Raw genomic sequence first — 13,172 nt, 5'->3', positions numbered from 1 at the left:
TTTACATATTGGCTTCAGCGGAAATAGAAGAGGACATACAGGACCAAAGGAGGGACATCTTATGAGTTTCGAAACGTTAAACAAAAGTTTTATCAATGGAAAATGGACTGAGGGAGAAAGCGGACATACGGAGGACATTTTGAATCCGTATGACCAGTCTGTGATCACAACAGCATCTTTGGCAACGGGCAAACAGCTGGAGGATGCGTTTGACATTGCACAGAAAGCCCAAAAAGAGTGGGCCAAGAGCACGACGGAAGAGCGAAAAGCCGTCCTGCAAAAAGCGCGCGGCTATTTACAGGAAAACCGTGATGACATCATTATGATGATCGCCCGCGAAACTGGCGGAACGATCATTAAATCAACGATCGAGCTGGAACAAACGATTGCGATTTTAGATGAAGCCATGACGTATACCGGCGAATTAGGCGGCGTCAAAGAGGTGCCATCCAACATTGAAGGGAAAACCAATAAGATTTACCGCCTTCCGCTTGGTGTCATTTCATCGACTTCCCCATTTAATTTTCCAATGAATCTATCCATGAGATCCATTGCGCCCGCGATTGCGCTGGGAAACAGCGTTGTTCACAAGCCTGATATCCAAACCGCTCTTTCCGGCGGAACCATCATTGCGAAAGCGTTCGAACACGCCGGTCTTCCTGCCGGTGTCCTTAACGTCATGCTGACGGATGTAAAGGAAATCGGGGACGGCATGCTGACCAATCCAATCCCGAGATTAATCAGCTTTACGGGATCAACCGCAGTCGGGCGCCACATCGGTGAAATCGCCGGTCGCGCCTTCAAACGAATGGCCCTTGAACTCGGCGGCAACAATCCACTTGCCGTTCTTTCAGATGCGGATGTCGATCGTGCTGTGGATGCCGCGATTTTCGGAAAATTTATTCACCAGGGACAAATCTGTATGATTATCAACAGGATCATCGTTCATCAAGATGTGTACGATGAGTTTGTAGAAAAGTTCACCGCCCGTGTCAAACAGCTTCCGTACGGTGATCAAACCGATCCGAAAACCGTTGTCGGCCCGCTGATCAACGAGCGCCAAATCGAAAAAGCGCTGGAGATCATTGAGCAGGCAAAGGCAGACGGCATTGAGCTTGCGGTTGAAGGAAAACGTGTCGGAAACGTGCTGACGCCGCACGTCTTTGTCGGTGCGGACAACAACAGCAAAATTGCCCAAACGGAGCTGTTTGCCCCAATCGCAACCATTATTAAAGCTGGCAGCGACCAGGAAGCGATTGACATGGCAAATGATACCGAATACGGCCTCAGCTCTGCGATTTTCACTTCTGATGTAGAAAAAGGCGAAAAGTTCGCCCTGCAAATTGACAGCGGCATGACCCATGTCAACGACCAGTCCGTCAATGACTCGCCGAATATTGCCTTTGGCGGAAACAAAGCAAGCGGTGTCGGCCGCTTCGGTAATCCGTGGGTCGTCGAGGAATTTACCGTGACCAATTGGATTTCGATACAGAAGCAATACCGCAAATATCCGTTCTAAATGAAAAAATCCCTCTGCTTCAAGTACAGAGGGATTTTTCTTTATTTAGATATATCCACAAACCCTTCGCCAAACACATCGCGTACGTCATGAACGATCACAAACGCTTTTTTGTCGCAGCTTCTAATGATTTTTTTCAGCACAGACAGCTCCTGTTTGTTAATGACGATATACAAAATCTCTTTTGATTGGCCCGTATAATTTCCCTTCCCTGATAAAATCGTCACGCCCCGATCCATCAAGGTATTTACCTGCTCTGCAATCTCACTCTTATTTTCTGAAATGACCGTAATGGCTTTTTTCGTATTCAAACCTTCAATAATGAAATCCATCACTTTGGTACCGATATACAGCATCACGATCGTAAACATCATTTTTTCTGCACCAATAATAAAATAAGAGCTAAATACTACGATTAAATCAAAAAACAAGAGTGCATAGCTGATATTCCAGTCTAAATATTTATTAGCAATTCTGGCCAGAATCGCGGAACCAGCCGTCGTCCCGCCGACCCGGATAATCATGCCGATCCCGACTCCGGCAAATACACCTGCGAAAATCGTATTAATGATCAATTCATCAGACGGAATGCTCCACCCATGTGTCAGATGAAGAAAAAGCGAATTTGCCGCAACCGCAATGATCGTATAAACCGTTGTTTTTCCATCAAGAAACTTGTAGCCGATTAAAAGCAAAAACGCATTTAAGGTAAAGTTCGTGACACCAGGAGACCATTGAAACAGATAATACAAAATCAGCGTAATCCCAGTGACTCCGCCTTCCCCAAGATCATTGGGAATCGCAAATAAATTAACCGCAAGCGCGAAGAAAAAAGCGCCAATCACAAGCATAAGTACATCCAGCATTCTCTTTTTCATCACGAAAACACTCCTTCTCATTTTTCTGTTCTAGCAAATAAAAAAACCCAGGAGAACGCTCTCGAAAAAGAGCAGAAACTCCTGGGCTTTTATCCCACCGTGTCATAACAGCCAAGCTGCTATGTGTTTTCTCTCGGTCACAGTCCAATTTGCATTGCGGAACCCTAGAAAACCACTGTTTTTATCATATCCTTTTCACTTTCCAATATTAGCATTATAAGGGACGGTTCGAATTGGTTCAAGGGGTATTTGCGGAGTTTTAATCGGTAAATTAATAGGAATAAAAAAGATGACTGCTGTTAATAAATGAAAAATTTGACCGATATAATACAAAGTACCTTTTTTAAGAAAAAACTAAAATAATATTTCTGATTTATCATTGACTACACATAAATATATAGGCAAAATAGAATATATATTAAACATTTAATTACATAGGAGGAAATATAATGTCAGGTAAACTAACACACTGTAAAGCTTGCGGTCAAGAGATTGCAAAGGGTGTTAAAAAATGTCCGAACTGCGGTAAAGACCAACGTAATTTTTTTATGAGACATAAAATCATTACGATCATTCTAGCGATAGTACTCATTATCATTATTGCAAACATTGGAAACAGCGGAGATTCCCAAGCTTCTACTACAACAACCAGCTCCGATTCTAAAAAGTCGACAAAAACAGTACAAAAGACTGATATAGAAAAACTATATACCAATGCCGATCAATTTAAAAATTATAAAGTTGATCTGTATGTAAAGGTTTTTGACGTTGAACAAGACGATGATGGTACATATCTTCAAGGCTACAACAATCCAGAAAAGTTAAGCAAAAATACGCTTATAATGAGCGACGACCCTGAATTAGACATTAAAGATGACGACATTATTCATGTAGTCGGTACGGTGAAAGACAAATATGATGGTGAAAACGCTTTGGGCGGTTCTGTTTCAGCACCAAGAATCATTGCTGATTCCATTGAAAAAAGCGACTATGCAACAGCGTTTGCTCCAGCTCAAAAAACAATTAATGTGAATAAAACACAGAATCAACACGGATTTGCACTCACGCTTCAAAAAGTGGAACTTGCTGAAAAAGAAACTCGCCTTTATGTAAAGATAGAAAACAAATCACAAGATGAAATCAGCTTTTATGACTTCAATGCCAAAATTACAGCTGATAATAAACAGATTGAGCCTAAATCCGACCTTTCTGAGTATCCTGAAATCCAAAGTGAAATCTTACCGGGAGTTAAAACTGAAGGGATTATTGTTTTCCCTAAAATCGACAGCAAAACGGCAAACATTATTTTAGAAGGATCTTCCGAAAACTATGATATTACAATCAATCCATTTACATTTGAAATAAACTTAGATAAATAAAAAGAAGGGCTAGGGAAAAACCCTGCCCTTCTTTTTATGATTTTACACTCTTATACCCATTCACATTAGAAGACTGCCATCTCCAGGAATCAGCACACATTTCCTCAAGGCCGCGTTTCGCTTCCCAGCCCAGTTCCCACTTGGCTTTCGCAGGATCTGCAAAGCATGTGGCGATGTCTCCCGGTCGGCGGTCCGCAAAACGGTACGGAACCTCTTTCCCTGACACTTTTTCAAAGGCTTTGACCATTTCAAGCACGCTATAGCCTGTGCCTGTTCCAAGGTTGTATGCATCGGCTCCTGTAGAGTTCAATACTTTTTCCAGCGCCTTGACGTGGCCTTCTGCGAGATCAACGACGTGAATATAATCGCGTACGCCTGTCCCGTCTTTTGTCGGATAGTCATTTCCGAATACACTTAATTGCTCGAGCTTCCCGACTGCTACCTGTGCCACATACGGCATAAGGTTATTTGGGATTCCGTTCGGGTCTTCACCGATCCGTCCGCTTGGATGCGCGCCGAACGGGTTAAAGTAACGAAGCAGTGCAACGCTCCACTCATTGTCGGCTGTATGCAAATCACGCAATATTTGTTCAAGCATGAGCTTCGTCTGCCCATAAGGATTTGTCGCGCCTAATGGAAAGTCCTCCGTAATCGGCGATGTTTCCGGAACGCCGTACACTGTCGCAGATGAACTGAATACGATTTTCTTGACGCCGAATTTCTCCATGGCCTCGCATAAAATAAACGTTCCTGTCAGATTGTTATGATAATATTTGAGGGGAATCGCAACAGATTCACCGACTGCTTTTAACCCAGCAAAATGAATCACAGCTTCGATTTCATTTTCAGCAAAAACGGAATCTACCGCTTCCCGGTCCAATAAATCCGCTTCGTAGAACGTTAAATCTTTTCCCGTAATCTCCTTGACACGGTTCAGCGCCTCAGCCGAACTGTTGGACAGATTATCAAGAACAACAATCTCGTAGCCGCTGTTCAATAATTCAACACATGTGTGGCTGCCAATGTACCCGGCACCGCCAGTAACAAGTATTGCCATGATGTAAACCCTCCTAAAAAATGACCTATTTTCATTATATAGTGTTTAGAACCGGTCCACATCCATTTTTAAGAAGTTTAATCGTTTATTAATAGTTTTTTCATATTTTTTAGCTTAAACCCTTGCCAGCAATTCGATAGAGGCTTCAGCAAGAATGTGCTCTTTCATTTCTTGGTAGAGCTCGTTCAAGTAAAAGCCCGGCTGAAGATTCAGCTCAGCATCTAAAGCATAGACCGTCAATGTATACGCATGATCCTTGTCAGGCGGTGTCGGCCCGCAATACTGGTGAATCACCTTTGGATCGTTGCTTCCCGCAAGCGGTGAAGCAAAGCTGTTTTGCCCTTGTATCATCAAGTCCTGTCTTTCCTCACTCGCATGTTCAGGAAGCTCTCCGATGTAAGCCGGAATATTAGCCGCTGTCCAGTGAATCCAGCTGAATCCGCATACGGGAATGGCGTCATGATCGATGAAAGTAAGTGCGAGCGTCTTTGCTCCGGACGGGATGTCATCAAAATGAATCGGAAAGGAGACAAATGGGTTTCCTTCTCTCTTATATTTTTCATCCGCGTATTTTGAATACTTGTCATGTAAATATGGATTTGCTTCTACGTATATGTTCATATGAATCCCTCTCTCTATTTTCTCGTCCTATAGGTATACTAAACGAATCGATGTATAATCAGTGATAAACAAATGCGCATGTAAACGTAACAATTTGTTATGGATAACTTGCAGTGAAGGAGATATTTCATGGATTTAAAGTGGCTGCAAACCTTTATTGCCGCAGCGGAATCAGAGAGCTTCAGGAAGACGGCTGAGCGTCTGTATCTCACACAGCCTGCCGTTTCTCAGCATATGAGGAAATTGGAAGATGAACTGGGCATGAGGTTGTTTTTGCATAGCGGAAGACGAGTCGTACTGACTGACGAAGGCAGGCTCTTTTTGCCTTATGCCAAAGAAATGATCCATGTTTACCAAGCTGGAAAGCAGAAAGTCAGCCAATGGAAACAGGGGTACAGCCGATCACTCACGCTGGCCGTACACCCCTACATTGCGTCCTATATCTTGCCTCGCTTTCTGCCAGCCTATATCCAAAAACATCCGCATGTCGAGCTTTCAACTCATGTGGCTGGATCTGACGCTATTAAACAAGCGGTGGAACACAATGCAGCTGATATTGGTTTGTCACGGAAAGACCCGAACACCAACACTCTTTATTATCAGCATATATGCGAAGGTACGCTTTGTCTGGCGGCTCCTTTCCAAGAAAACAGGCCGGATGCTGCAGCCGTCTTAACCCGCTATCGGCTGCTAACACATGATCATCCGTCATATGGGAATGCCTTTTTAGATAACATCCGATCACATTACCCGTATCTTCAAATGATGGCTGTCGGGCAGACGGATACGGCTGTCCACATGATGAAAGCGGGAATGGGGGCATCTTTCCTCCCTACCTACATTATCAAACAGGAAGAAGCCGAAAAAAAGCTGATGGCTGTCAGCACGCCTGCACATCTAGAATTGCCTGCGTCCCAAACGTTTATGATGTGGAAAAGAAACAACGAAGACATTCAGCATTTTCACGCCATGTTACATGACTTTATGCAGCGCGAACAAGTATAGCAGCTGAAAAATCAATCTGCCGGTTGACGATTTCCTTTCCTATTTTCGCTATGCTTAATCCAGAAAGGATTTGATGACATGGCGATGAGCCCTTATATTTTTATTGTATTGATTCTTATTATTTTATCGATGTATCGAGAAAGAACGGTAAAGCCCGGGAAGTTGCTGATCATTCCGCTGCTGCTCTTATGGGGCGTATCAGCATCGTTTCAGCCGGCGTATTTTCATTCCGTATTACATGTGGCCATCAGCGGCATTTTATTACTGATCGGGCTGGCCTGCGGGTTTGGCATTGGGAAGATGGTAAATGTGCGGATTCACCCGGAAACAGGAAAGGTCACTTCACGCGGCTCACTTGGGAGTGTTATCCTCATTCTAGTGATACTTTCTTTGCGCATGGCCGCGAGAACATGGCTGCCTGAGAGCAACGAGATGTTTATTGCCATTATTCATTCTATGTTCTTCGTTCCCCTCGGCACCATTACAGCCCGCAACATCATGCTTTACAAAGCATACAGACGGCTGACCGCCGGCAAAGTATCCATTCAATAACCGAAAGAAGGACCAGCATGAACGGACAATCTCCGGCTCGGCACTACAAGAAGCTTGTGCCGAGCCTTATTCTCATTTTGAATTGCATACAATTTTTATCTCATCCAACTAAGGCTGATCCCATTTTGTTAGCATTTGTATTTGCGGTATACTTAGCATTCATTTGGATCATTCCCTATGTGGCATCCACCGCTGTTAGTTTGAGCATATTCGTCGGGCTTTGGATCCTGACCGTTTTTCTTTGGGCTGTTTCCGGCCAAGAGCAGGGAGCCGCCTTTTTTTTACTCGTATTTTTAATGGTTTATGCAGCCATAAAGCTTCCTGCACGGCTGTCTTTGATCCTTACAGTGTGCCTAATTGGGGGCAATGCTTTCTTTTTGTATTCTGTTTTTGACAGCAGCTGGGACGATATCATCAGCAACATCTCGATCATGATCGGGCTCTACGTCTTCTTCTCCTCCATGCGTTTCAGACGAGAAGCGAGAAAGGAGGCTGAACGGAATCATGCTGAATTGGCAAAAATGCATGTGCAGCTGGAGCATGCTCATAAAGAACTCCAGAAAGCGCATGCAGAGCTGCAGGAGGCTTCTGTTCTTTCATTAAGGTACGCGGTCCTTGAGGAGCGTACAAGAATTGCCCGCGACATTCATGACAGCATTGGTCACGAGCTGACTTCTGTGATTGTTCAGCTTCAATCCCTTCCCTATATCCTTAAAAGCAGCAAGGAGGATTCAGAAAAAGTCATTCAAAATGTACTGAGTGTCGCCAGGGAATGTCTTCAAGAAGTACGGTCTGTCGTTCACCAAATGGGCCGTAGTGAATCGATGGTGGGGCTTACCGCTTTGCGGGGGCTCATTCATCAAGTGGAGGAACGGAGTGGCTTGCACGTTTCTTTAGATACTGCAGGACTGTCAGAAGAGTCTTGGCCTCCAAACGTGAGCGAAACGATCTACCGCATCTTGCAGGAAGCGCTGACCAATATCATTCGTCACGCTGACGCTTCTCATGCGGCGGCCGTCATTTCTAACGACAAGTCCCATCTCTATGTCACAATCACCGACGACGGACAATTCACCGGCAGCCTTACTTATGGATTTGGCCTGACAGGAATGAAAGAGCGCGCAGAAAAAGCAGGCGGTTCCCTTACTTTCAGTGCCGTACAGCCGAGCGGCCTGAAAATTGAGCTGTCATTGCCGCTCATGACAACGAATAAGGAGCAAAAAGATGAACAAAGATAAAATACGCGTCGCGCTTGCCGATGATCAGCCGCTTGTGCGTGAAGGCTTCCGCTACGTCATCAACGCACAGATGGATATGACGGTTTCTGGCGAGGCCGGCGACGGTCACGATATTATAGCACTCGCAAAACAAACAAAACCCGATGTCATCCTCATGGATGTCCAGATGCCGCATTGCTCAGGCATCGAAGCGGCAAAAGACATTATGTCCGCACTTCCAAATACAAAGATAGTCATTTTAACCACCTTTGACACGGAAGAATACGTATTTGAAGGCATCCGTGCGGGCGCAGTCGGCTATCTGCTGAAGGATACACTTCCTGAAGAGTTGATAGATGCGATTCGCGCTGCGGCGAGAGGCGAGGCGATTTTTCGTACAGTCACAGCTGCTAAAATTATCAGTGAGACATTTCGGGCGAAGCAACAGCCTCATGCCGAAGAACTGGCAGAGCCGTTCACCAAAAGAGAGCTTGAGGTTCTTCAGCAAATGGCCTACGGACTGAGAAATGAGGATATTGCTGAAAAGCTTTTCGTCAGTGAAAGCACTGTGAAAACCCACGTGCACCGCATCCTGCAAAAATGCAATGCCCAAGACCGGACACAGGCAGTCGTTTTTGCCATTCGAAACGGTATTGTGCAATAGAAATCTCTCATCCCGCCATGCTAAAATAAGACAAAGGAGATGATTGGAAATGAAAGAAGAAATCATTGAACGGTTTACTACATATGTAAAAGTCGACACACAGTCCGATGAATCCGTTGACACTTGTCCTTCCACACCCGGCCAATTGACATTAGGAAACATGCTCGTTGATGAATTGAAGTCCATCGGCATGCAGGATGCAGCCATTGATGAAAACGGCTATGTCATGGCAACTCTTCCCTCCAATACTGAAAAAGACGTGCCGACAATCGGCTTTCTCGCTCACGTCGACACCGCTACAGACTTTACCGGCAAAAACGTGAATCCGCAAATCATCGAAAGCTATGATGGAAAAGACATCGTTCTTAACGAACAGCTGCAGGTCACCCTGTCACCTGATCAATTCCCTGAGCTGTCTGGCTATAAGGGCCATACACTCATCACCACAGACGGCACCACCCTTCTCGGCGCAGACAATAAGGCCGGTATCGCTGAAATCATGACAGCCATGGATTACCTCATCAAACACCCTGAAATCAAGCACGGCACAATCAGGGTCGCCTTTACGCCTGATGAAGAAATCGGAAGAGGGCCGCACAAATTTGATGTGAAACGGTTCAATGCTTCCTTTGCCTACACGGTTGACGGCGGGCCGCTCGGCGAGCTTGAATATGAAAGCTTCAATGCCGCTGCCGCAAAAATTACGATTAAAGGCAACAACGTACATCCCGGAACAGCTAAAGGGAAAATGATCAACTCTGCGAAAATCGCGATGAAGCTGAACAGCCTGCTGCCGGCAGACGAAGCGCCTGAATATACAGAAGGCTATGAAGGCTTCTACCACCTGCTGTCGATTCAAGGAGACGTAGAGGAAACAAAGCTCCACTACATTATCAGAGACTTTGACAAAGAGAATTTCCAAAACAGAAAAGAAACAATGAAGCGTGCCGTTGAAGAACTTCAAAACGAATACGGGCAAGACCGGATTCTGCTGGATATGAACGACCAATACTACAACATGAGAGAGAAAATTGAACCTGTCATCGAAATCGTCAACATCGCCAAGCAAGCGATGGAAAACCTCGGCATCGAACCGAAGATTTCTCCCATCCGCGGCGGCACCGACGGATCGCAGCTGTCCTACATGGGGCTTCCAACGCCAAACATCTTTACAGGCGGGGAAAATTTCCACGGCAAATTTGAATACATCTCAGTTGACAACATGGTCAAAGCCGTAAATGTCATCGTTGAGATCGCAAAGCAGTTTGAAGCGCAAGCGTAATGCCAAAAGCCAGTCCAAAAAAGGACTGGTTTTTTTGTGTGAAAATGAAACATTTTAAACGCGTCCTCCGTAAAACAAGTATCAATAAATGAGGAGGAAAAACAATGACAAAACATGCAATCGCTGCAAAGAGTCTCTTGAAAAAATGGATCATTTCCAGGCCGCTTAACATGCAAAAGAAATCCAGCCCATTTCAAAAAATCAGAAAAATGTTCAAACGCTTCTTCAAATAAAACATTCAAATCCCCTAAATACAATCCGTATTCACCCGTACCGCCCAAATGCTCCGTAATTTGGGTTTTTTGTGTTCAATTCCGAAAAATAGGGTATAAACCAAACAAGCAAGAAAACAGCACCCATAAACAGGTAATTCGAATTATGTAAACTTAGGTTAAAAGTTATATAAAGGAATTTATTTTACCGTCGATAGTAACTATAGAACCACTCATCAACAAGAGCAAACAGCGTGATTCAAGACTATTTTCAGGTCATCAGGTTATACTGTTTCAGAGGGACAGTTTCTTGTTATTTATTGATTTAGAATTTTTTGAATACTTTTTGGCATTTTATCCGTACAATAGAGAGTACCAAAACTTTTTTTGGGAGGTATGTAATATGATCCTATTTATTATCATCGCATTATGCGGCTATCTTCTTTTTTCTTTCAGCAAGGACAATCGCCGCAAACCGCAAAAGACAAGCCCTCTGCCAGCAGCCGCACCTCATCAAAACAACCTAATCGACCTTGACGCCATCCGCCAAAAACGCCGGATGCATCTTTCCTAATTCTATATTTCAAACGAAAAGGCTGCTGAATCACGCAGCCTTTTAAAATTGTTTTGATTAGAGCCTGAAACCTTTTCGCCCTCTATCCGTAATTTCATACAAGGCAAATCCAAAGGAGACTTCAGCAATGATCGAGTTATTTATGAAACAAAAAATGTTCTCATTTAAAGATGCATTTCACATTTATGACCGGAACGAACAAGAAACATTCAAGGTGGAGGGGCGTTTTTTCTCGTTAGGAGACTCATTACAAATGACAGATACATCCGGAAAAACGCTCGTTTCCATAGAACAAAAACTAATGTCTTTATTGCCGCGCTATGAGATTTCAATTGGCGGGAAAACAGTTTGTGAGGTAACGAAGAAAGTAACGTTTTTCAAACCGAAATTTGTGATTTCCGGGCTTAACTGGGAAATCGATGGTGATTTATGGAGGGATGAATTCCAGCTGACGGACGGGGAAAATGTCCGGATGTCAGTGAGCAAAAAGTGGCTCAGCTGGGGTGATTCCTATCACTTGCAGATTGCAAACGAGGAAGATGTTCTGATTTGCACTGCCATCGCTATCGTGCTTGATATGGTTTTATATAACGATGAAGATGAAAGTATTTTCTAAAAAGCATTGACAATTGATCCAAAAGTAATAATATTAAGATAATTGAAATCTGAATATGAAGTTGTACCTTATCAAGAGAGGTGGAGGGACTGGCCCTATGATACCCGGCAACCGCTGTTTCAAACAGAATGGTGCTAAATCCTTAAGAACATTGCGTTCTTGCAGATGAGGCGGAGATTTGATCGTTCAAGCTCTTCCTTCACAAAGGAAGAGCTTTTTACATGCTCAATATTTCAGAAAAGAGGCGAATAACATGGCTCAACAAACGAATGTTGCAGGACAAAAAACAGAAAAACAACGCAAAGCACCTTTCCGCGCCGATCATGTCGGCAGTTTGCTTCGTTCCGTTCCGGTGAAGGAAGCCCGGCAAAAAAAAGCGACTGGTGAGATGACAGCGGAACAGCTTCGTGATATCGAAAATCAAGAGATCACCCGCATCGTGGAAAAACAAAAAGAAATCGGTCTCAACGTGGTAACAGACGGGGAATTCCGGCGTTCCTGGTGGCATTATGACTTCCTGGAAGGGCTTGACGGTGTGGAACCGTTCATCCCGGCTGAGGGGATTCAGTTCCATAACACAAAAACGAAAGCGCGCAGCATCAAAGTGACGGGAAAACTCGATTTTACGAGCCACCCAGCGCTTGCTGATTATCAATTTTTACATGAGATTGCCGGTAACGCGACGCCAAAATTGACCATTCCCAGCCCAAATATGCTGTTTTTTGGCGAAAAGGCGGATAAAGGGATTTATGACGATCAAGAGGAATACTTTCATGATCTGGCCCAAGCGTACAAAAAAGCAATCAAAGCCTTCTATGATGCTGGCTGTCGTTATCTCCAGCTTGATGATACGTCATGGTCTCTCTTCTTTGAGGAAAAAGGCAGAGAGGTTGTCCGGGCGCTCGGCGGTGATCCAGAAACATTGCCAGCCATATTTGCCAAAACAATTAACGATGCCGTCGCAGACCGGCCTGACGATTTAACGATCACAATGCACATTTGCCGCGGCAACTTCCGCTCAACCTGGGCGGCATCAGGAGGGTACGACGCTGTAGCGGAAACGATTTTGGACGGCTTAAACCTTGACGGCCTTTTCTTGGAATACGATGATGACCGCTCAGGAAATTTTGATCCGCTCCGTTTTGTGAAACGCAAGGATCTGCAAATTGTGCTCGGCTTGATCACATCGAAATACGGCGAGCTTGAAAATCCTGAGGATGTGAAACGCCGCATCAATGAAGCCGCGCGTTTTGTCAGCTTGGACCAGCTATGCCTGAGCCCGCAGTGCGGTTTCGCCTCTACAGAAGAAGGCAACCTTCTGACAGAGGAGCAGCAATGGGCAAAGCTTCGCCATGTCATCGACATTGCCAACGATGTGTGGAGATAATCTATCATTGACAGAAATAGAAAATGTGTGAATAATAGATACTATCAGAAAATTTCATAAAAAGGTTTTCCTTATCAAGAGAGGTGGAGGGACTGGCCCTGCGATACCCGGCAACCGCTGTTTAACAGAATGGTGCTAAATCCTTTAGAGCAATGATTGCTCTTGAAGATAAGGTTGAGATTGTCACGCAAGCTCTTCCTTATCCAAAG

General features: G+C 44.5%; 14 protein-coding genes and 3 riboswitches. Of the genes, 11 read left to right on the top strand and 3 right to left on the bottom strand.

Annotated elements, in window-relative coordinates; genetic code table 11:
* Positions 1-61: 61 nt before the first annotated feature.
* Positions 62-1,519, top strand: coding sequence for an aldehyde dehydrogenase family protein (locus ACQVGT_RS01205; RefSeq protein WP_015385041.1), 1,458 nt, complete (start codon positions 62-64; stop codon positions 1,517-1,519).
* Positions 1,520-1,560: 41 nt separating this feature from the next.
* On the opposite strand, the gene ACQVGT_RS01200 is transcribed toward ACQVGT_RS01205, so the two are convergent.
* Positions 1,561-2,397 carry a YitT family protein gene (locus ACQVGT_RS01200; protein ID WP_015483895.1) on the bottom strand — a complete coding sequence of 279 codons (837 nt, stop codon included), beginning with the start codon at positions 2,395-2,397 and terminating at the stop codon, positions 1,561-1,563.
* Positions 2,398-2,473: 76 nt separating this feature from the next.
* A riboswitch (guanidine-I (ykkC/yxkD leader) is annotated at positions 2,474-2,576 on the bottom strand.
* 270 nt (positions 2,577-2,846) lie between these two features.
* On the opposite strand from ACQVGT_RS01200, the gene ACQVGT_RS01195 reads away from it, so the two are divergent.
* A complete protein-coding gene (locus ACQVGT_RS01195) occupies positions 2,847-3,776 on the top strand; it encodes a zinc ribbon domain-containing protein (protein ID WP_015483896.1) in 930 nt (309 codons plus the stop codon).
* Positions 3,777-3,810: 34 nt separating this feature from the next.
* Here the strand turns inward: ACQVGT_RS01195 and galE are convergent, their stop codons facing one another.
* The gene (gene galE / locus ACQVGT_RS01190; RefSeq protein ID WP_015385044.1) at positions 3,811-4,833 is read right to left on the bottom strand and encodes a UDP-glucose 4-epimerase GalE; all 1,023 of its coding nucleotides are present in this window, start codon (positions 4,831-4,833) and stop codon (positions 3,811-3,813) included.
* 114 nt (positions 4,834-4,947) lie between these two features.
* Complete coding sequence (locus ACQVGT_RS01185; protein WP_015385045.1) at positions 4,948-5,454, bottom strand: YbhB/YbcL family Raf kinase inhibitor-like protein; 507 nt, start codon at positions 5,452-5,454, stop codon at positions 4,948-4,950.
* A gap of 129 nt (positions 5,455-5,583) precedes the next feature.
* Between ACQVGT_RS01185 and ACQVGT_RS01180 the strand changes: the two genes are divergently transcribed.
* From ACQVGT_RS01180 to ACQVGT_RS01140, 9 genes are all read left to right on the top strand, one after another.
* Complete coding sequence (locus tag ACQVGT_RS01180; protein ID WP_015385046.1) at positions 5,584-6,459, top strand: LysR family transcriptional regulator; 876 nt, start codon at positions 5,584-5,586, stop codon at positions 6,457-6,459.
* Between the two features lie 78 nt (positions 6,460-6,537).
* Positions 6,538-7,011, top strand: coding sequence for a CcdC protein domain-containing protein (locus tag ACQVGT_RS01175; protein WP_003243313.1), 474 nt, complete (start codon positions 6,538-6,540; stop codon positions 7,009-7,011).
* 17 nt (positions 7,012-7,028) lie between these two features.
* Complete coding sequence (locus ACQVGT_RS01170) at positions 7,029-8,249, top strand: sensor histidine kinase (protein ID WP_015483897.1); 1,221 nt, start codon at positions 7,029-7,031, stop codon at positions 8,247-8,249.
* A complete protein-coding gene (gene yxjL, locus ACQVGT_RS01165; protein ID WP_015385047.1) occupies positions 8,236-8,892 on the top strand; it encodes a two-component system response regulator YxJL in 657 nt (218 codons plus the stop codon). Before ACQVGT_RS01170 ends, yxjL begins: the two co-directional genes overlap by 14 nt.
* 49 nt (positions 8,893-8,941) lie before the next feature.
* Positions 8,942-10,174, top strand: a complete 1,233-nt coding sequence (gene pepT / locus ACQVGT_RS01160; protein WP_003244314.1) for a peptidase T — start codon at positions 8,942-8,944, stop codon at positions 10,172-10,174.
* Between the two features lie 104 nt (positions 10,175-10,278).
* The gene (locus tag ACQVGT_RS01155) at positions 10,279-10,407 is read left to right on the top strand and encodes a hypothetical protein (RefSeq protein ID WP_003227241.1); all 129 of its coding nucleotides are present in this window, start codon (positions 10,279-10,281) and stop codon (positions 10,405-10,407) included.
* A 289-nt stretch (positions 10,408-10,696) separates the two neighbouring features.
* Complete coding sequence (locus ACQVGT_RS01150; RefSeq protein ID WP_041518123.1) at positions 10,697-10,960, top strand: hypothetical protein; 264 nt, start codon at positions 10,697-10,699, stop codon at positions 10,958-10,960.
* A gap of 127 nt (positions 10,961-11,087) precedes the next feature.
* Positions 11,088-11,576, top strand: coding sequence for an LURP-one-related/scramblase family protein (locus ACQVGT_RS01145; RefSeq protein WP_015385049.1), 489 nt, complete (start codon positions 11,088-11,090; stop codon positions 11,574-11,576).
* A 65-nt stretch (positions 11,577-11,641) separates the two neighbouring features.
* Positions 11,642-11,748, top strand: a riboswitch (SAM riboswitch).
* Between the two features lie 81 nt (positions 11,749-11,829).
* Complete coding sequence (locus ACQVGT_RS01140) at positions 11,830-12,963, top strand: 5-methyltetrahydropteroyltriglutamate--homocysteine S-methyltransferase (RefSeq protein ID WP_015483898.1); 1,134 nt, start codon at positions 11,830-11,832, stop codon at positions 12,961-12,963.
* 68 nt (positions 12,964-13,031) lie between these two features.
* Positions 13,032-13,138: riboswitch (SAM riboswitch) on the top strand.
* Positions 13,139-13,172 lie beyond the last annotated feature (34 nt).

This window comes from Bacillus sp. SCT118 (assembly GCF_058566435.1).
This window is presented reverse-complemented; position numbering and strand designations above follow the sequence as displayed.

Bases quoted from the DNA above. Each gene is read 5' to 3' on its own strand.
- yxjL (WP_015385047.1), top strand. From the start codon at position 8,236: ATGAACAAAGATAAAATACGCGTCGCGCTTGCCGATGATCAGCCGCTT.
- ACQVGT_RS01170 (WP_015483897.1), top strand. From the start codon at position 7,029: ATGAACGGACAATCTCCGGCTCGGCACTACAAGAAGCTTGTGCCGAGC.
- ACQVGT_RS01180 (WP_015385046.1), top strand. From the start codon at position 5,584: ATGGATTTAAAGTGGCTGCAAACCTTTATTGCCGCAGCGGAATCAGAG.
- ACQVGT_RS01155 (WP_003227241.1), top strand. From the start codon at position 10,279: ATGACAAAACATGCAATCGCTGCAAAGAGTCTCTTGAAAAAATGGATC.
- galE (WP_015385044.1), bottom strand. From the start codon at position 4,833: ATGGCAATACTTGTTACTGGCGGTGCCGGGTACATTGGCAGCCACACA.
- ACQVGT_RS01145 (WP_015385049.1), top strand. From the start codon at position 11,088: ATGATCGAGTTATTTATGAAACAAAAAATGTTCTCATTTAAAGATGCA.
- pepT (WP_003244314.1), top strand. From the start codon at position 8,942: ATGAAAGAAGAAATCATTGAACGGTTTACTACATATGTAAAAGTCGAC.
- ACQVGT_RS01140 (WP_015483898.1), top strand. From the start codon at position 11,830: ATGGCTCAACAAACGAATGTTGCAGGACAAAAAACAGAAAAACAACGC.
- ACQVGT_RS01175 (WP_003243313.1), top strand. From the start codon at position 6,538: ATGGCGATGAGCCCTTATATTTTTATTGTATTGATTCTTATTATTTTA.
- ACQVGT_RS01205 (WP_015385041.1), top strand. From the start codon at position 62: ATGAGTTTCGAAACGTTAAACAAAAGTTTTATCAATGGAAAATGGACT.
- ACQVGT_RS01200 (WP_015483895.1), bottom strand. From the start codon at position 2,397: ATGAAAAAGAGAATGCTGGATGTACTTATGCTTGTGATTGGCGCTTTT.
- ACQVGT_RS01185 (WP_015385045.1), bottom strand. From the start codon at position 5,454: ATGAACATATACGTAGAAGCAAATCCATATTTACATGACAAGTATTCA.
- ACQVGT_RS01195 (WP_015483896.1), top strand. From the start codon at position 2,847: ATGTCAGGTAAACTAACACACTGTAAAGCTTGCGGTCAAGAGATTGCA.